Source organism: Aliirhizobium wenxiniae, assembly GCF_014201355.1.
GTDB lineage: Bacteria > Pseudomonadota > Alphaproteobacteria > Rhizobiales > Rhizobiaceae > Neorhizobium > Neorhizobium wenxiniae.
Genome location: NZ_JACHEG010000001.1, coordinates 1,498,572 through 1,515,403 on the forward strand (window position 1 = coordinate 1,498,572; position 16,832 = coordinate 1,515,403).

The window sequence follows — 16,832 nt, forward strand, 5'->3', positions numbered from 1 at the left end:
TCCTGGTTTTATCCGGCAGGCTGTCAGCCCGCCTCTTCCCCCAGTTCCTGCAGGATCTGGTGGCGAGCGCGATTGAGCCGGCTCTTGACGGTACCGACCGCACAGTCGCAGATTACCGCCGTCGCCTCGTAGCTTTCTCCCAGGATAGCCACCAGCGTCAGCACTTCGCGGTAATGCGGCGGAAGTTTCTGCAACGCACGCTGCACTTCACGCGCCCTCGCGGCCATTTCCTGCGAGGCTGCGATCGGCGTGTCGCCCGACACATTCTCCTCGACACCCGGCGCCTCGCGCCCGAGAATTTTGGATCGTGTGTAGAAGGTGTTGCGCATGATTGTGAAAAGCCACGACTTGAGCCTGGTGCCACGCTCGAACTTGTCGAGATTGGCGAGCGCCTTCATCAGGGTCTCCTGCACCAGATCATCCGCATCCGACGGATTGCGGCAGAAGGTGCGGGCAAATGCGCGAAGAGCCGGTATAAGCCTGACAATATCTTGACGAGCAGGGTCACCGTTCAACTGTGAGTCAGACACCGTTGCCTACCTCTCCTTACTCATCAGGGCTGAATTGACGGGTGGCAAACGCATGCATTCGCCTTTTGGTTCCGAAAACTCGGGACCTGTTTTGCCGTGGCGGAACAAAGCCTATCCGCCGCCCGTTTTTATCATCGGGACTGGTCAAGCACAGGAGACGAGGTCATGGGTATGAACAACGGCTCACCGAACACGACATCGCGTGACGACAGCGAGAGGCGGGTCGAGAAATCCGCACGCGAGAAAGGAAATAGGCAGGATCTGGAGGAGCAGCTGAACGAAGGGCTGGAAGATACGTTTCCGGCAAGTGATCCGGTTGCCACCAGCACGACGGCCATTCCGGCCGGCACGCCCAAGCCGCCGAAACATTGAGACGGGGCATGTCTCCGAATGGGCGGCGGGCATCGCAAGCCGCTCATTATTTTCGTTTGTATTCATCTGTGACATTTTCGGGATTTTGGGACGACCGGTCTTGCTGTATGGAAGTCTGATATAAACTTCACATCTGGATATCGGTTGCCGGGTCTGCGTGCGGCGCCTCTCACCTCAGGGGTCGGAATGGCGAAGGAAAATGCTCAGGTCGATGAGCGCGAGGCAAGAATGGGACGCCGCGTCAATGGCAAGGTCTCAAGCCTTTTGACGGAAATCGAGAAGGAAGACATTCCCGATCGGCTGCTCGACCTCGCCCGGCAGCTGCAGACTGCGCTCAACGACAAGCTCGTACGATAAGCAATTTTCAGGCAGATCACCGCCCTCTTTGTCCGCAACCGTACAGACGCGGAACCAACGCCATCTCCCCGCGGTTAGAACGCCGCAATGTCAATCGGACAATCGATAGGGAGAACCAAGATGGCGACGTCAAAGACGCTGGATGACCTTTTCTACGAAACCCTCAAGGACATTTATTACGCCGAACGGCAGATCGTGAAGGCGCTGCCGAAAATGGCGCGCGGCGCTCAGGAGCCCAAGCTGAAGGCTGCTTTCCAGACCCATAGGGAAGAAACCGAGGGTCAGATCGAGCGGCTGAAACAGATTTTCGAGATCCTCGGCAAACGCGCCCAGGGCAAGACCTGCGACGCGATCGAGGGCATATTGTCGGAAGGCGAAGAAATTCTGGACGAATTCAAGGGCACGCCCGCTCTCGATGCCGGCCTTCTTGCCGCTGCCCAGGCGGTCGAACACTACGAGATCAGCCGATATGGCACACTTCGTGCGTGGGCCCTGCAACTGGGCATGAAGGATGTTGCAAAGCTGCTTGATGAAACGCTGCAGGAAGAATCCAGCACTGACGAGCTGCTGACCAATCTCGCTGAAGGCGCCGTCAACGCAGCGGCGAAGAAAGCCGCGTGACGCTACAAATGCTTGAAAAACAAAGCCCGGATCCCTCCGGGCTTTTCATGGTTCAACGATAAGCAACCGGTCCTATCCCGGTACCCGGGGGCTGCATCACGGCAGCAATGTCGATTGGCAGCATGTTACCATTGAGGGCCTGGCATCTGAAGATACGGCCATCGCGTCTGCCACGCGTTGCGAGGTGAGTTCGGGCCGCATCAAGAGCTAATTCGTAACTGTGATAGAATGACGCGGATTGAACGCCATCGATGACATAGACCCATCCGGTCGCATGAGGCATTATATCGCAGTAGTTGTGCATGACGATCATCTCCTTCCCGACAACGGAACTGAGCAACAGCGCAAAGGTTCCAGCATTTCGGGAAGAATTCAACTGATGGATTGCAATGTCTTCACGCGACATTGCGGTTTTTAACATTTCCTCGGAACTTTTTTGCAGTGCATGAGTTTTGCGATTTGGGCAATGGAGACGATGATGGCGGCTTCTCAGGAAAACTGGATCAAGCACAGAGCGTATCAATTGTGGGAGCAGGAGGGTTATCCTGCCGGCAAGGACATGGAGCATTGGGAGCGGGCAAAGCTGGAATATGCAACGCTCAAGCCCACGGCAGGGGAAACTGACGCGCCGAAGAATGGCGCAGCGGTAAAGACCAACAAGGCATCGGCAAAACCGGCCAAAACCGGCACGGCGAAGGTTGCCAAGTCTGCCGCCCCCAAAGCGGCAAAGAAGACAGAAAAACCAGCGACGGCCGCCAAGGCCGACGCCAAGCCTAAAGTTCCCGCTGCCGCTGCTGCGGTAAAGCCGGAACAGACCAAAAAGCGGCCCGCAAAAGCTGGCGCAAAATAGGCTCTCAACTCCGAGCCGATCTTAAATCACGCGAATGATGCAGTGACCGGCGACCCTGTCGCCGGGCAATTCTTTTATATTTTGTATGGGATGAGGACATGGGCTCGAAAACCGGCACGAATGCAATTCTCCAACATTCATGCAATCCGCGTGATCGCCGGAGCCTCGCCACCTTACAACGATCCCGAAAACCGGCACGTTTTGACAAATCGCAACTCGATCACGCGATCTTGCAGGACAAGAGCCGATGAGTGCTTATGTTTCGATCGACACACATAATACCCTCTATCCCCGGCGGCGGAATCGAGTAGGCTTTGATTCTGTCGCGGCCCAGGGGGAAAGTGCCAAGATGAAGATATTGTCGGTCACGTCGGAGATCTATCCGCTGATCAAGACCGGCGGACTGGCAGACGTAACCGGTTCGCTTCCCAAGGCGCTTGCACCGCTCGGGATCGAAACCACATCGCTCATTCCCGGTTATCCAAAGGTGATGAAACAGCTTGGGCAATCGACCACGCTGATGGAATTCGAGGACCTGCTCGGCGAGAAGGCAACGCTTAGACACGGCTCGGTCGAAGGTCTCGATCTTCTGGTGCTGGATGCCCCCGCCCTCTACGACCGCCCCGGCGGCCCTTATGTCGACCAATTCGGCAAGGATCACGCAGACAACTGGAAACGGTTTGCCGTCCTGTCACTCGCCGCAGCCGAGATCGCCGCAGGCGCATTGCCCGGCTGGGTTCCCGACCTCGTCCATACCCATGACTGGCAGTCGGCAATGACTTCGGTTTACATGCGTCAGAACGGCTGCAGTACCCCGGTCGTCATCACAATTCACAACATCGCCTTTCAGGGGCAATATTCAGCGGACTTGGTCCCCTGGCTTGGACTCCCGCCGGAAGCTTATTCCATCGACCAGCTGGAATATTTCGGCGATATCAGCTTCCTGAAAGGTGGGCTGCAGACAGCCGACGTAATCACCACAGTCAGCCCGACCTATGCCCGCGAAATCCTGACACCGCGTTTCGGTATGGGCCTCAACGGCGTGCTCAACGAACGAGTGGAAGTGTTGCGCGGCATCGTCAACGGCATCGATCTTGATGTCTGGGACCCGGCTACCGACGAATTCCTGCCTCAGACCTTCGATATAGCCACCCTGCGCCGCAAGCGTGACAACAGGCAGCCGCTTCTAGACCGTTTCGGCCTCGATCCTGACGACCGGGGGCCGATCTTTGCCGCGATCAGCCGTATGACGTGGCAGAAGGGCATCGACATGCTGGCCGAGACGGCGGACGAGGTGATCCACAACGGCGGCAGGATCATTATCGTTGGTGAGGGTGACCACGACATCGAACAGGCACTGCTGGAAACGGCAGCACGTTATCCCGGCCGCATGGCGGTCCATATCGGTTATGACGAACCGACCGCCCATCTCGTCCAAGGCGGTTCCGACGCGATCGTCCAGCCTTCGCGTTTCGAACCTTGCGGCCTGACCCAGCTTTATGCCCTGCGTTACGGCTGCGTGCCGGTCGTCTCGCGCACAGGCGGGCTTTCGGAAACCATCATCGATGCCAATGACGCGGCCATGTCCGCCCGCGTGGCGACCGGCTTCCAGTTCCATCCGGTGACGACAAACGGCCTGCGGCTGGCGCTCAGGCGCGCGCTCCATGCCTATGAGCAGCCGAAAATGTGGGCGCGGCTGCAAAACCAGGGCATGAAGACGAAATTCTCCTGGGAACGCAGCGGCCAGCAATATGCCGCCGTCTACCGCAGCCTCGTCCAGAAGGCCTCGCCGAGCACCGGTCTGCGACGCCTGAAATTCTGGTGAGACGGGCCGAGCAGGGAAGCTTACCGTTTCAAAAACCAGCCCATCCACCGCAACAGATGCGGCAGGACGCCGAAATACATGGTCGGCACGATCAGTACGGTGGCGATGAACATCTTCAACAGGAAGGGGATGTCAACGAGCCAGGGGAAGAGGAAATAGACATAGAAGGATGCGGTCGGAAAGATCCCCATCCAGATAACGAAGGCCATGCGCCAGCGCGCCGGCGGCTTCGGTGGCAAGGCGAGACCCGTCGCCGAAAACCACAGATCCTCGGTATTGTAGATGCGATATTCCGGCGGATGGTCTGAAACCTGTTTCAGCCGTTCGTGCCATTCATGCGAGACATCGGACTGGCGCCATTCATCGAGATCCGCCTGTGTGGCGAAAACCTGGACGATATGGAATTCCTCGCCTTCGACCCGCGGCGGGATCAATGTCGAGAACCTGTAACCCTTCGCCTTCGACGAAGCTTCCAGCATACCCCGCGCCAGCTCTTCATACTGCGTCTCGCAACCGGCATTGGCGCGCCGATGGACGATACGTGTCACCTGGGACATCTGGCCTGATCCTTGTATGAAAGGCCAGTTCCGGGAGGGGCGCCGCTCCATGGAGCGGAAAAGGAAATGGCGCGGTAGGGTGTTCGACTGCTAGAAAAGCAGGAAGCCCTTGTCAACCGGACAAGGGCTCACCCCGTGCGCAAGGCTTCAAGGCCGCCTGAACAGGGCAAGGCTGCGCCCTTCCAGTTCGAAATCCTTTTCCTTGGTAATCGTAAGCCCGCGTTTGGCGCTGTCCGATGTGGTCAGTTCCAGCACCCAGCCGCCCTCGCCGAATTGGGGGATACGGAAGGGCACGTTGCCTTCAAACGGATTGCACAAGAGCAGCACGTCGTGCCAGACGCCTTCTTCTTCCTGCAGGTCGCCGCGGCCGATATAGACGCCGAGCGTTGTTCCCTCGTCCCACTGGTCCGGTTGCTGGAAACCGCCGCCGGCATTGAACCACTTGATATCCATCCCGTCGCGCCAGTTCTCGCGGCGCAGGAGTGGTTGCTCGGCCCTGAGCTTGATCACATGACGGGTGAATTCACGCAATTCCTCGCAGGTTTCGGGTAGGTCGTCCCAATGCACCCAGGAGATCTCGCTGTCCTGCGCATACCCGTTATTGTTGCCCATCTGGCTGCGGCCGAACTCATCGCCGGCAAGCAGCATCGGCGTACCGTGGGAGAAGAACAGCGTGGCGAGAAAGTTGCGCTTCTGCCGGTCGCGCACGGCATTGATGCCCTCATCCTCGGTCGGCCCCTCGGCGCCGTAATTATACGAGCGGTTGTCGTTATGGCCGTCGTTATTGTCCTCGCCATTCGCCTCGTTATGCTTCTCGTTATAGGAAACGAGGTCGTTCAACGTGAACCCGTCATGGGCGGTGATGAAATTGACGGAAGCCCAGGGCCGACGGCCGCGCTGGTCGTATAGATCGCCGGAACCGAGCAGGCGGGCGGCGAAATCGGTCGAGACATTGTCGCCCTTCCAGTATTCACGCACCGTATCGCGATATTTGTCGTTCCATTCCGCCCAGCCCGGCGGAAAGCCGCCGACCTGATAACCGCCCGGACCGATGTCCCATGGCTCGCCGATCAGCTTCAACTTTGAAAGAACCGGATCCTGCGTCATCGCGTCGAAAAAGCCGCCGCGCTGGTCGAACCCTTCCGGCTCGCGGCCTAAAATGGTGCCGAGATCGAAACGGAAACCATCGACATGCATGTGCTCTGCCCAGTAGCGCAGACTGTCCATCACCATCTGCAGCACGCGCGGATGCGAGGTATTGACCGTGTTTCCGGTGCCGGTGTCGTTGATGTAATAACGGTGATTATCCGGCAGGGTGCGATAATATGAGAAGTTGTCGATGCCCTTGAAGGAGAGTGTCGGCCCCAGCTCGTTGCCTTCCGCCGTGTGGTTATAGACCACATCGAGAATGACCTCGATCCCGGCATCGTGGAACGACCGCACCATGTCGCGGAAGCCCTGGATACCGCGCGGCCCGTAATAGCGTGAGGCCGGCGCGAAGAAACCGAGCGAATTGTAACCCCAGAAATTCTTCAGGCCCTTGTCGAGCAGATGCTGATCATCCGGGAACCAGTGGACCGGCAGAAGCTCGACCGAGGTAATGCCGAGGCTCTTGATATAATCGACGGAAGCCTTGTGCCCCATACCCTCGAACGTGCCGCGCAACTCCTTCGGCAGCGCCGAATTGAGCTGGGTGAAACCCTTCACATGGGTCTCATAGACAACCGCCTTCGGCCAGGGAATATTCGGACGGTTCTGGTCCTGCCAGTCGAATGCATAAGGATCGATCACCTTGGCCTTCGGCGTGAACGGTGCACTGTCACGCGTATCGAAGGTGAGATCCTTGTCCTCGTGAAGGAGATCGTAGGCAAAATGCGCCTCGTTCCACTCGATATCGCCGGCGAGTTCGCGAGCATAGGGATCGATCAGAAGCTTCGACGGATTGAAACGGTGTCCGGCCTCCGGCTCGAACGGACCATGGACGCGAAATCCGTAAAGCGCTCCGGGCTTCAGCCCGGGCACATAACCATGCCAGATCTCGTGCGTATATTCCGGCAGGTCAAACTTGGCGATCTCGATCTTTCCGCTCGGATCGTAGAGGCAGAGCTCCACCCGTGTCGCATGAGCCGAGAAGACTGCGAAATTGACGCCCTCGCCATCGAAATTGGCGCCGAGCCGTGTCCAGTCGCCGGATTCGATCGTGAACTGATTGCTCTTCATGTCCATGCAACGCCCTTTTGCCGGAAGATCGGAATGTCTGAAAAATCTGCTCTACAATGGTGCAGCGCGGCATTTGTTCCGTCTTCGTTTTGCGCGGAACGAGATCGTCGGCAGGATCGTTCTTCGCTTCGCGTCCCGTCTATCTTTCACGCTGCGACAGGAGGATAAAAATATGACATCCCTGACACCACAGGAACTCGAAGGTCGGCTCAACGCTCATCGCGAACTGATGATCGAAATGCTGGCAGCCATGATCGGCGGCGAAGTGACGATCACCACATTCCTCAAGAAACTGCGCGATGACGCGACCTTCAAGGATAACGAGGAAGATCCGGGCGTGATGCCGGACAGCGCTTTCGCGATCGAAAACGCCTCAGCCCGTGAAATTCGCGCCATACTGGAAGCCGCGCGGGCGCGGGCTTCCGCCAGTTAGACATCATCGTGGCGTCATGTTTCAGCACATTTTAATATTTGTGGCTGGCTTGCCATCTTTATGGCAATTTCGTGGAACTAGAATGGCAATTGCACGTTCTTGGTCCAGAGTTCGATGGAGGCGACCATGGTCAGGGAATGGTTTGAAGTTGCAGGTTTCGCGCTAGTCATTGCTGCCTGCTACATGTTCGTTATTCCGGTTTAAAATTTCCCGAGGAGGGGAATGAGGCCTCGACAAAAGAGGCCCCAAGCTCTCGTGGCCTAGTGGCCGCGGGAGCATTATGCTTGAGGCGAAAGGCCATCCAGAACAGCCTCGCGATCCATTGCCGGATGTAAAATTGTGGGAACGTTTCTCCGCCCGGGCTTGTTAGCCCACGTGACAGGTCGCCACTTGTTATCGCGAGCGACTGATACGGGAGACTGCCATGCTGCACTTATTCAGAATGCTCAGGAACCGTTTTCTGACCCGGCGGGAACAGCCGACATTCCATGTCGCCCGCCCGGAAGATCTTCAGGTCGTGGTTCCGGAAGCCGTTGCGCTTCCGCTTCCCAAGACACCGCGTGAAGAAATCAGCGTGCCTGCATCAATCAACGGACGCGACCTGTCGACCGGCAGGCTCTAAAGACTGACGAGCCAGCGCTCATCTCAATAAAAACAATCCCAAAAGGAGCTTATCATGGCGAATATCGATTCCGCCAATATCCTCATCTTGGCCACCGATGGCTACGAACGTTCGGAACTGCGCGTGCCTTACGACGAGCTGAAAAAACGCGGAGCCGAAGTGAAAATCGCCTCGATCAAATCCGGCGAGATCAGGAGCTGGGACGAAAAAGACTGGGGCGACAGTGTGACCGTCGATCTCGATGTCAGGCAAGCGAAGGTTGAGGATTTTGACGCACTCGTTCTGCCGGGTGGCCAGATCAACCCGGATGTCCTGCGCAAGAACGAGGAAGCTGTACAGCTGGTTCGCGATTTCATCAGCCGCGGTAAACCGGTAGCCGCCATCTGCCATGGTCCATGGCTGCTGGTCGAGGCTGATGCCCTGCGCGGACGCAAGGCAACCTCCTATGCCTCTATCCGCACCGACCTGCGCAATGCGGGCGCCAACTGGAAGGATGAAGCCGTCGTGGTCGACAGCGGCATCATCACATCTCGCTCGCCAAAGGACCTCGCAGCCTTTGTCGACAAGATCGTCGAGGAAGTGGAGGAGGGCCTGCACCAGCGCCGCGCTGCCTGATTGCCTTACTTCGATCTGGTGGAGGCCGTTCATCCGGCTGTCGCCACCTTCTCCCCGCTTGCGGGGAGAAGGAATATGCCGCACCGGCGGCGGCTTTCTCTAATGCCTATATCGGGAATGTCCCTCGCCCCGCGTGCAGGGTGAGGGCAACTTGACGAGCGCAAGAGCATAACTGCAATCCAGCGCCACTTGGCCTTATTCTTCCTTCAAAAATGCCAGTAAACGCGCCTCGTTCATCCGCAATCCGCGCGGAGAATTGGATGTTTTTCCGGCCTCCATGATCCGACGCAACGATGCATCATCTTCGGCAAGATCGAGAATACTCGGATGGATATAGCTTGAGCGACAGACGGCGGGCGTGTTCTGCAGCACATCCGAAGCGGCCTTGGTCAACGCCTTTATCTTTGGCCGCTTGTCCTCTTCCTCCACGATCGTCCATGCCGTCATGAAGGCGGCCAAGCTGCCACCCCAGGTGCGAAAAGTCTTGGCCGAAACCGGGAAGCCGGCAGCCTTAGCGAGATAGGCGTTGAGCCTGCCGGAATCGACCGAGCGGGCGGTGCCGTGCTCGTCGGGAAATGAAAACAGCTGGCGGCCGGGAAGATCAGCGATCTCTTCCAGAATGCGCTGCAGTCGTGGATGTTTGAGCGTGTGCTGCACCCGCTTGCCGCCCTTGGCCGTGAATTTCAAAAGCACACCGTCGCCGGACAGGATCATGTGACGTTTCAGAAGCGTCGTTGCCCCATAGGTACGGTTTTCCTTGGCATAGGCTTTGTTGCCAACGCGCAGATGCGTCACATCCATCAGCGCCACGAGGGCGGCGAGCACGCAATCGGACTTGTCGAGACCGAGCGCAAGATCGCGCTTCACCTTGCGGCGAATGCGCGGCAAGGCCTCGCCGAACCGGGCCAACTGATCGAACTTCTGCTCGCTGCGAAAACTCTGCCAGTCGGTATGATACCGATATTGCTTTCGCCCGCGGGAATCGTAACCCGTCGCCTGCAGATGTCCCTGCGGGTCCATGCAGATCCAGACATTGTCATAAGCGGGCGGAAGACCAAGTGCCGTTATACGCAACCGGTCGTCTTCATCAGTCAGAAGCAATCCGTCCGGCAGCTTGTAGCAAAAGCCCTTGCCGCGCTTTAGTCGGCGAATGCCCGGCTCCGTATCACTGACATAGGTAAGCCCGATGGCTTTGAGCGAAGCGGCATCGATTTCGATGGTTTTGAGCGAAAGATCCATGAGCGCTAAAACGACACGCGTCAGGCTTCGTTCCTGCGCGAAGCGATCAAATCACTTCGAACTACATCGCCAGGCTGCGCCGCTCGTCGCCGGCATCGTCGCGCTCCAGATTGGCACGCGGCGCCACAAGTCGCCAGACAAGGCCTTCCGGGCGGAATTCGACATCCACCTGACCGCCAAAGGCAGCAACTGCGTGGCGCTGAATGATGGTCGTTCCAAACCCCTTGCGGGAGGGCTCGGTAACCGGCGGCCCGCCGCTTTCTTCCCAGACAAGCCTGATCTTCGGCTCGCCGTCATCTCCGGGGGCAACGTCGTCCCATGAAATCCGCACACGCCCATGCGGCACCGAAAGCGCACCGTATTTGACCGAATTGGTCGCCAGTTCATGCAGCACGAGGCCGAGATTCTGCACCGCCTCGGCCTTGAGCATGAAATCCTCGCCCGACACCAGAAGCCGGTCACCGGCCTCGAAGGTCGAAAGATGGATCTCGATGACGCGCATCAGCCGCACACCGGCCCATTGTTCCTTGGCCAGTGCTTCGATGGATTTTCCAAGCCCGTGCAGGCGGGTGCTGATCGCCTTCTGAAATTCTGGCATGGTCGTGTCCTGACGGCCAAGCTGGCGCATCATCGCCTGCACCAGCGTCAGGATATTCTTCGTGCGATGCACCAGTTCGTGCAGGATCAGGTGAATGCGGTCTTCGGCCTCGCTGCGGTCGAAGGAAGCATTGGACAGCGCCACCGCCACCTGATTGGCCTCGGTGATCCGGGTCTCGACCGGCGAGACGATCTCGCCCTTGCCGATCCGCTCCGCCATGTCGGCAATCTGCCGGATCGGCGTGCGCAGCTGTCGGGCGATCGTATAGGCGAACAGGACCGCCAGCGTGAGAAAGATCACGCCACCTGCGACCAGTTGCTTGAAGGTAGTGATAATGCCTTCCTGTGCCGAGGCGATCGGTCCCCAGACGACGGCCTTCCATGTCCAGCCGGTGATCTGGGCGTAACCGTACATCTGCTTCTCATCACCTTCGACATCTTCGATCGTGCCCTTGAAGCCGGTCATCAATCTTAGCGTATCGGGATCGAACTGCTTGCCGGATGCTATTTTGTCGGCCCCACCAGAAGCCACGACCTGCCCCTGCCCGTCGATGACCGCAGCCGACCAACCCACAGGAAGGCCTTCGATGGAAATCAGCTTCTCCATGTCGTCGGCATTCTGCGTCATGATGATCGCCGAACCGGAATGCGAAAGCGCATCCGGCAAAGGCATGGCGACGTTGAACACCCACCTGTTGCTCGTCTTGCCGAAGAACACACTGGAGACTTCGGTAATGCCCGACCTGAGCACCGATTCCAGGGCCGGCATGTTCGACATTTTCGTCAGCGGATCACCGAAGGGCGAACGGGTGTTGAGCCGCTGCTGGCCATCCTTGTCGACGACAATGACATAAAGCGAATTGGAGCGCAGACTGCGCTGGGTGCGGTCGTGGAAGGCTCGCAGGTCACCGGCTTCGAGCTCCGGCGAGGTGATCAGAAGGCGAAGCGTCGTCGCCATGTCCTGCAATTCGCGATCGACGGAGCGCGCAATCAGCTGCGCATCCTCGGCCGTCTCGTTGGCAAGTCCTTCGCGTTCCTGTCCCTCAAGTTGAAGGACGAGAAAACCGACAAAAGCCAGCAACGGCAAGGCGACGACAATCACCAGCGCCATCAGGTAGGCGCCGATCGAGGCTGTGGGGAAAAGACGCGAAAACTTAAACATTCCGCTATCTTAAGCCAATAATAAAGCTGCAGGCAGAAGCTCGCCCGCTGTCACTGATCATCAGTCGTCCCGCCCTACGCTAATACATCTTAGCCAAAACGGTTCTAACTGCTTTTGCAGATCGCGCCAACATGTGTTTGGAACAACTGAGCCGTGCGTTGCCCCACAATGTTGCGAAAACGTGTCTGCCGTATCGTTTCGGCACAATCGACAAGCGGATGGAACTTAGCCTGCCCGACGAAGATCAACCGATCCGCTGCCCGCTTTGGGGATCGAAAACCACCGCCTTGTCGAGATTGAAAACGAAACGGAATGTCTGGCCGGGTTCGACAACGGTTTCCGCGCGGGCGCGGCCGGTAAAGGTCGTGCCGTCGAGCTTGCCGGTGACGAACGTATCCGATCCGGTCGGCTCGACGATCGTGACTTCCGCATTGATCTGCGCGCTGGCGGCAGCTGCGGCATCGGCGGAACCTTCATCGGAAATCGCCTCGGGCCGCAGGCCGACAATGACCTCTTTCCCCTCGGGAAGCGGTGTCGTGACCGAAGGCGGCACCCTGACGGTCACGCCTTGGCCGCCGGCGCCAAATAGCTGGATGCCGCCTGAAACCGCCCTGCCCTTCAGCATGTTCATCGCCGGCGATCCCATGAAATCGGCGACGAAGAGATTGGCCGGGCGGTTGTAAATTTCCGCCGGCGTGCCGACCTGCTGAACGATGCCTTCCTTCAAAACGACGATCTTGGTCGCCAGCGTCATCGCCTCGATCTGGTCATGGGTGACGTAAACGATCGTGGCGTGCGTATTCTGGTGCAGCGCCTTGATCTCCGCACGGACTTCCACACGCAGCTTGGCATCGAGATTGGAGAGCGGCTCGTCGAACAAGAAGACACGCGGCTTGCGCACCAGTGCCCGGCCCATGGCGACACGCTGGCGCTGGCCACCGGAAAGCTGGCTCGGGCGGCGTGTCAGAAGATGTTCGATCTGCAGGGTCTTTGCCACCTGGGCGACCGCCTTGGCGCGCTCGGCCTTGTCGACACCGCGCATTTCCAGCGCGAATGCGATGTTCTCTTCCACCGTCATGTTCGGATAAAGCGCATAGGACTGGAAGACCATGGCGATATCGCGCTTCGACGGATGCAGGTCGGTGACCACCTGACCATCGATGACGATGTCACCCGAGGATGGCGGCAGAAGACCGGCGATCGCATTCAGAAGCGTGGACTTGCCGCAGCCGGACGGGCCGACCAGCACGAGGAAGCCGCCCTTTTCCAGCTCGATATCGATGCCCTTGAGGATCTCGACACTGCCGATCTTCTTGCGGATTTGTTTGATCTGGAGAAAGCTCATTGCGGTTATCCCTTGACTGCGCCGGCCATCAGGCCACGCACAAAATAGCGTCCGGCGACGACATAAACGAACAGCGTCGGCAGCGCGGCAAAGACGGCCGCTGCCATGTCGACATTGTATTCCTTGACGCCGGTGGAGGACGAAACGAGGTTGTTGAGCGCCACCGTCATCGGCGAGGCTTCGCCGGACGAGAAGGACACGCCGAACAGAAAGTCGTTCCAGATATTGGTGAACTGGTAGATGACCGTCACGACGATGATCGGCCCTGAACTGGGCAGCAGGATTCGCCAGAAGATGCGGAAGAACCCGGCGCCGTCGATCATCGCGGCCTTCACCAGCTCATCCGGAAACGCTTCGTAATAATTGCGGAAGAACAGCGTGGTGAAGCCGAGACCGTAGATGACATGGACCATGACGAGGCCGGTGGTCGAATTCGACAAGCCCATCAGGCCGAGCAACCGCGCCATCGGGATCAGCACCGCCTGGAACGGGATGAAGCAGGCAAACAGCATCATGCCGAAGACGATCTTGTGGCCCGGAAACCGCCACTTGGTCAGCACATAGCCATTGAGCGCCCCGAGCAGCGTCGAGATGATCACGGCGGGCACCACCATCTTGATCGAGTTCCAGAAATACCCCTTGATGCCGACGCAGGAGACGCCGATGCAGGCCTCGCCCCAGGCTTTCAACCAAGCGGCGATCGACGGATCGGTCGGCAGCGCCAGCATGTCACCGCCGCGGATTTCGTCGAGCGATTTCAGCGAGGTAGACAACATCACATAAAGCGGCAGCAGATAGACCACCGCGAGGATGATCAGCGCGCCATAGATAAAATAGCGGGTGAAGCGCGCCGAACCGGCGCTCACGGTTTCGGGCGAAGCGCTCATTGTTTCTTCTCCCGCAGTTCCGAATAGAGATAGGGCACGATGATCGCGGTAATGCCCATCAGCATCATCACGGCGCTGGCCGAACCGACATTCATCTGGTTGCGGTTGAACGTGTAGGAATACATGAAGGTGGAAGGCAGCTCTGTCGCATTGCCCGGCCCGCCGCCGGTCAGCGCAATCACAAGGTCATATGACTTGATCGCCATGTGGGCGAGCACGATGAAGGCCGAAAGAAACACGGGCCTCAGCAGCGGAATGATGATGCGGCGATAGATGGAGACAGTCGATGCCCCGTCGATCTGCGCCGCCTTGATGATCTCGCCGTCGATGCCGCGAAGACCGGCCAGGAACATCGCCATGATGAAGCCCGACGCCTGCCAGACACCGGCGATAACGACGGTGTAGATCGCCATGTTCGGGTTCACCAGCCAGTCGAACGTAAAGCTCTCCCAGCCGAGATTGCGCATCGTGTGTTCGAGGCCAAGGCCGGGGTTGAGGAACCACTTCCACGCCGTACCGGTAACGACGAAGGAAAGCGCCATCGGATAAAGGAAGATCGGTCGCAGAACGCCTTCAGCGCGGATCCGCTGGTCCATCAGAATCGCGATGAACAGCCCGATCGCGGTGCAGAGCGCGATGTAGAGAATGCCGAAAATGGCGAGGTTCTGCATCGCCACATACCAGTTGGGCTGCGACCAGAGCCGGAAATAGGCATCGAACCCGCCCCATTTATAGACCGGCAGGATGCGCGATGTGGTGAAGGAAAGCGTGATCGTCCAGAGGATGAAGCCATAGACGAAGATCAGGATGACGGCGAAGGACGGCGCCAGAACGAGTTTCGGCAGGCCGTTGCGCAACGTGTCGGCGAAGGATTTTCGCGGCCGTTCCGGCGTGATCACCGGCATCGGTTCGATTGTCGTCATGGGGGTCTCCGGCGACATGCGAGAATGGGATTAAGGTGTACGCGGCCGACGATTGAGGCTTGCCCCTCATCCGCCTGCCGGCACCTTCTCCCCGTTCTGACGGGGAGAAGGAGATATGCCGCACCCTCTCCTCACTCTCGAATGTCGAGTGAGGCAAGTCCCCTCTCCCCGCACGCGGGGAGAGGGTTAGGGTGAGGGGCAACCTGCCACTCCCTGCGTAAGGGGCGGCGTCGGTGTCAGCCGATCACTTCGCCGCAGCAACCGCTTCAGGCAGACGCTTCAAGGCAGCATCCGTCGTAAGCTGGCCGTTCAAGTGCTGGGTGATGACGTCGAGCATGGCTTCCTTGATAGCGGCCGGCTGGGCGTAACCGTGAGCCAGCGAGCCCATCAGCGTGCCCTTGGACGAGGCTTCCGCCAGATCCTTCATACCCTTCTTGGCGCAGGCGTCGAATTCCGTATCAGGAATATCCGTACGGGCCGGAACCGAACCCTTCACCTTGTTGAAGGCGATCTGGAAGGCCGGGTTTTCGACGGCGGATGCCATCTTCATCTGCGCGTCGGCGGCATCGCCACCCACGTCGAACATCATGAACTGGTCGGCGTTGAAGAGAACCGAGCCCTGCGTGCCGGGGAAGCGGATGCAGACGAAATCCTTGCCCGGCTCCTTCTTGGCGCGCAGCCATTCGCCCTTCGACCAGTCGCCCATTTCCTGCGCACCGGCCTTGCCTTCGATGACGAGCGCCGTCGACAGGTTCCATTCGCGACCGGAGAAGTTCGGATCGAAATAGGTGCGCAGCTTCGACATGTCGTCGAAGACCTGCTTCATCGTAGCGCTGGAAAGTGCTGCCGGATCGGCTTCGAGAACGGCCTTCTTATAGAAATCCGGGCCGCCGCGAGACAGAACCACGGCTTCCCACAGCGTGCCGTCCTGCCACGGAACGCCGCCATGGGCGAGCGGGACGATACCGTCGGCCTTGAACTTGTCGAGCAGCGCAAACAGCTCGTCCATATTGGTCGGCTCCTTGGCGCCGGCCTTGTCGAGTGCGGCCTTGTTCAGCCACAGCCAGTTGGTCGAGTGGATGTTGACCGGTGCGGCAACCCAGTGACCATCATATTTGGAGAATTCCTGCAGAGCCGGCGGAATGACCTTGTCCCAACCTTCCTTGGCCGCCAGATCGTCGAGGTTTGCAGCGACACCCATCTCGGACCAGTCGCGCAGGTCGAAACCGAGCAGCTGCACCGCAGTCGGCGGATCGCCGGCGGTGACGCGGGCGCGAAGTGCGGTCATGGCAGCCGAACCGGCACCACCGGCAACCGGCATGTCCTTCCAGGTCACGCCTTCCTTGGCGAGGTTTTCCTTCAGAACGTTGAGTGCGGCAGCTTCACCACCGGACGTCCACCAGTGCAGGACTTCGACTTCGGCAGCCTTGGCGGCACCGGCTGTCATCGCGATCAACGCGGCACCGGCGGCCAGTTTTGTAATGGCACGAATATTCATTGATGATCTCCTCCAAATCCGGGCTCCTCTCCGGATGAGCAATTTATAACGTTATAACCCGAGCAAGTGTCAACCCACGGATGAAGGTTTTTGAATTGCTCGTGATCAATTTTTTAAAGTATTGATCTGGCTTGAAAAATATCGATCTTCCGAAGATTTTCTGTATCTCTGAAAGAAAA

Annotated in this window: 17 protein-coding genes; 8 read left to right on the forward strand and 9 right to left on the reverse strand. The window is 58.5% G+C overall.

What is annotated here, in order from left to right:
• Positions 1 to 23 precede the first annotated feature (23 nt).
• On the reverse strand, positions 24 to 530 hold the full coding sequence (locus HNQ72_RS07260; protein WP_244654317.1) for a sigma-70 family RNA polymerase sigma factor: 507 nt from the start codon (positions 528 to 530) through the stop codon (positions 24 to 26).
• A 165-nt stretch (positions 531 to 695) separates the two neighbouring features.
• Here HNQ72_RS07260 and HNQ72_RS07265 point away from each other — a divergent pair, with 165 nt between their 5' ends.
• The 5 genes from HNQ72_RS07265 to glgA all read left to right on the forward strand — a co-directional run bounded on the left by HNQ72_RS07265 (position 696) and on the right by glgA (position 4,555).
• Positions 696 to 902: a hypothetical protein gene (locus tag HNQ72_RS07265; RefSeq protein ID WP_183990903.1), complete on the forward strand. Its 207-nt coding sequence runs from the start codon at positions 696 to 698 to the stop codon at positions 900 to 902.
• Between the two features lie 186 nt (positions 903 to 1,088).
• Complete coding sequence (locus HNQ72_RS07270; RefSeq protein WP_183991433.1) at positions 1,089 to 1,259, forward strand: hypothetical protein; 171 nt, start codon at positions 1,089 to 1,091, stop codon at positions 1,257 to 1,259.
• A 120-nt stretch (positions 1,260 to 1,379) separates the two neighbouring features.
• Positions 1,380 to 1,880 (forward strand): YciE/YciF ferroxidase family protein, encoded by a 501-nt coding sequence (locus HNQ72_RS07275; RefSeq protein WP_183990905.1) that lies wholly within the window; start codon positions 1,380 to 1,382, stop codon positions 1,878 to 1,880.
• Positions 1,881 to 2,358: 478 nt separating this feature from the next.
• Positions 2,359 to 2,730: a DUF2934 domain-containing protein gene (locus tag HNQ72_RS07280; RefSeq protein WP_183990907.1), complete on the forward strand. Its 372-nt coding sequence runs from the start codon at positions 2,359 to 2,361 to the stop codon at positions 2,728 to 2,730.
• A 349-nt stretch (positions 2,731 to 3,079) separates the two neighbouring features.
• Positions 3,080 to 4,555 (forward strand): glycogen synthase GlgA, encoded by a 1,476-nt coding sequence (glgA, locus tag HNQ72_RS07285; protein ID WP_183990909.1) that lies wholly within the window; start codon positions 3,080 to 3,082, stop codon positions 4,553 to 4,555.
• 20 nt (positions 4,556 to 4,575) lie between these two features.
• Here glgA and HNQ72_RS07290 read toward each other — a convergent pair whose 3' ends face one another.
• Positions 4,576 to 5,112 (reverse strand): antibiotic biosynthesis monooxygenase, encoded by a 537-nt coding sequence (locus HNQ72_RS07290; RefSeq protein ID WP_183990911.1) that lies wholly within the window; start codon positions 5,110 to 5,112, stop codon positions 4,576 to 4,578.
• A 147-nt stretch (positions 5,113 to 5,259) separates the two neighbouring features.
• Positions 5,260 to 7,338, reverse strand: a complete 2,079-nt coding sequence (glgX, locus tag HNQ72_RS07295; protein WP_210319498.1) for a glycogen debranching protein GlgX — start codon at positions 7,336 to 7,338, stop codon at positions 5,260 to 5,262.
• 166 nt (positions 7,339 to 7,504) lie between these two features.
• Here glgX and HNQ72_RS07300 point away from each other — a divergent pair, with 166 nt between their 5' ends.
• The 3 genes from HNQ72_RS07300 (at position 7,505) to HNQ72_RS07310 (ending at position 9,002) form a co-directional block, all read left to right on the forward strand.
• Positions 7,505 to 7,765: a hypothetical protein gene (locus HNQ72_RS07300; protein WP_148143092.1), complete on the forward strand. Its 261-nt coding sequence runs from the start codon at positions 7,505 to 7,507 to the stop codon at positions 7,763 to 7,765.
• Positions 7,766 to 8,189: 424 nt separating this feature from the next.
• A complete protein-coding gene (locus HNQ72_RS07305; protein WP_183990915.1) occupies positions 8,190 to 8,387 on the forward strand; it encodes a hypothetical protein in 198 nt (65 codons plus the stop codon).
• A 54-nt stretch (positions 8,388 to 8,441) separates the two neighbouring features.
• On the forward strand, positions 8,442 to 9,002 hold the full coding sequence (locus tag HNQ72_RS07310; RefSeq protein WP_183990917.1) for a type 1 glutamine amidotransferase domain-containing protein: 561 nt from the start codon (positions 8,442 to 8,444) through the stop codon (positions 9,000 to 9,002).
• 195 nt (positions 9,003 to 9,197) lie between these two features.
• On the opposite strand, the gene HNQ72_RS07315 is transcribed toward HNQ72_RS07310, so the two are convergent.
• The 6 genes from HNQ72_RS07315 to HNQ72_RS07340 form a co-directional block, all read right to left on the reverse strand.
• Positions 9,198 to 10,214, reverse strand: coding sequence for a DNA topoisomerase IB (locus HNQ72_RS07315; RefSeq protein ID WP_183991401.1), 1,017 nt, complete (start codon positions 10,212 to 10,214; stop codon positions 9,198 to 9,200).
• Between the two features lie 88 nt (positions 10,215 to 10,302).
• A complete protein-coding gene (locus HNQ72_RS07320; RefSeq protein WP_183990919.1) occupies positions 10,303 to 12,000 on the reverse strand; it encodes a sensor histidine kinase in 1,698 nt (565 codons plus the stop codon).
• Positions 12,001 to 12,244: 244 nt separating this feature from the next.
• Positions 12,245 to 13,345, reverse strand: a complete 1,101-nt coding sequence (locus HNQ72_RS07325; RefSeq protein WP_183990921.1) for an ABC transporter ATP-binding protein — start codon at positions 13,343 to 13,345, stop codon at positions 12,245 to 12,247.
• A 5-nt stretch (positions 13,346 to 13,350) separates the two neighbouring features.
• Positions 13,351 to 14,232 carry a carbohydrate ABC transporter permease gene (locus HNQ72_RS07330; RefSeq protein WP_183990923.1) on the reverse strand — a complete coding sequence of 294 codons (882 nt, stop codon included), beginning with the start codon at positions 14,230 to 14,232 and terminating at the stop codon, positions 13,351 to 13,353.
• Positions 14,229 to 15,155, reverse strand: a complete 927-nt coding sequence (locus tag HNQ72_RS07335) for a carbohydrate ABC transporter permease (protein WP_183990925.1) — start codon at positions 15,153 to 15,155, stop codon at positions 14,229 to 14,231. Before HNQ72_RS07335 ends, HNQ72_RS07330 begins: the two co-directional genes overlap by 4 nt.
• A 244-nt stretch (positions 15,156 to 15,399) precedes the next feature.
• Positions 15,400 to 16,647 carry an ABC transporter substrate-binding protein gene (locus HNQ72_RS07340; RefSeq protein ID WP_183991403.1) on the reverse strand — a complete coding sequence of 416 codons (1,248 nt, stop codon included), beginning with the start codon at positions 16,645 to 16,647 and terminating at the stop codon, positions 15,400 to 15,402.
• Between the last annotated feature and the right edge of the window lie 185 nt (positions 16,648 to 16,832).

Coding starts and splice junctions, on each gene's coding strand:
- HNQ72_RS07320 (WP_183990919.1), bottom strand. CDS start 12,000: ATGTTTAAGTTTTCGCGTCTTTTCCCCACAGCCTCGATCGGCGCCTAC.
- HNQ72_RS07335 (WP_183990925.1), bottom strand. CDS start 15,155: ATGACGACAATCGAACCGATGCCGGTGATCACGCCGGAACGGCCGCGA.
- HNQ72_RS07310 (WP_183990917.1), top strand. CDS start 8,442: ATGGCGAATATCGATTCCGCCAATATCCTCATCTTGGCCACCGATGGC.
- HNQ72_RS07280 (WP_183990907.1), top strand. CDS start 2,359: ATGGCGGCTTCTCAGGAAAACTGGATCAAGCACAGAGCGTATCAATTG.
- glgA (WP_183990909.1), top strand. CDS start 3,080: ATGAAGATATTGTCGGTCACGTCGGAGATCTATCCGCTGATCAAGACC.
- HNQ72_RS07300 (WP_148143092.1), top strand. CDS start 7,505: ATGACATCCCTGACACCACAGGAACTCGAAGGTCGGCTCAACGCTCAT.
- HNQ72_RS07275 (WP_183990905.1), top strand. CDS start 1,380: ATGGCGACGTCAAAGACGCTGGATGACCTTTTCTACGAAACCCTCAAG.
- HNQ72_RS07270 (WP_183991433.1), top strand. CDS start 1,089: ATGGCGAAGGAAAATGCTCAGGTCGATGAGCGCGAGGCAAGAATGGGA.
- HNQ72_RS07330 (WP_183990923.1), bottom strand. CDS start 14,232: ATGAGCGCTTCGCCCGAAACCGTGAGCGCCGGTTCGGCGCGCTTCACC.
- glgX (WP_210319498.1), bottom strand. CDS start 7,338: ATGGACATGAAGAGCAATCAGTTCACGATCGAATCCGGCGACTGGACA.
- HNQ72_RS07305 (WP_183990915.1), top strand. CDS start 8,190: ATGCTGCACTTATTCAGAATGCTCAGGAACCGTTTTCTGACCCGGCGG.
- HNQ72_RS07325 (WP_183990921.1), bottom strand. CDS start 13,345: ATGAGCTTTCTCCAGATCAAACAAATCCGCAAGAAGATCGGCAGTGTC.
- HNQ72_RS07265 (WP_183990903.1), top strand. CDS start 696: ATGGGTATGAACAACGGCTCACCGAACACGACATCGCGTGACGACAGC.
- HNQ72_RS07290 (WP_183990911.1), bottom strand. CDS start 5,112: ATGTCCCAGGTGACACGTATCGTCCATCGGCGCGCCAATGCCGGTTGC.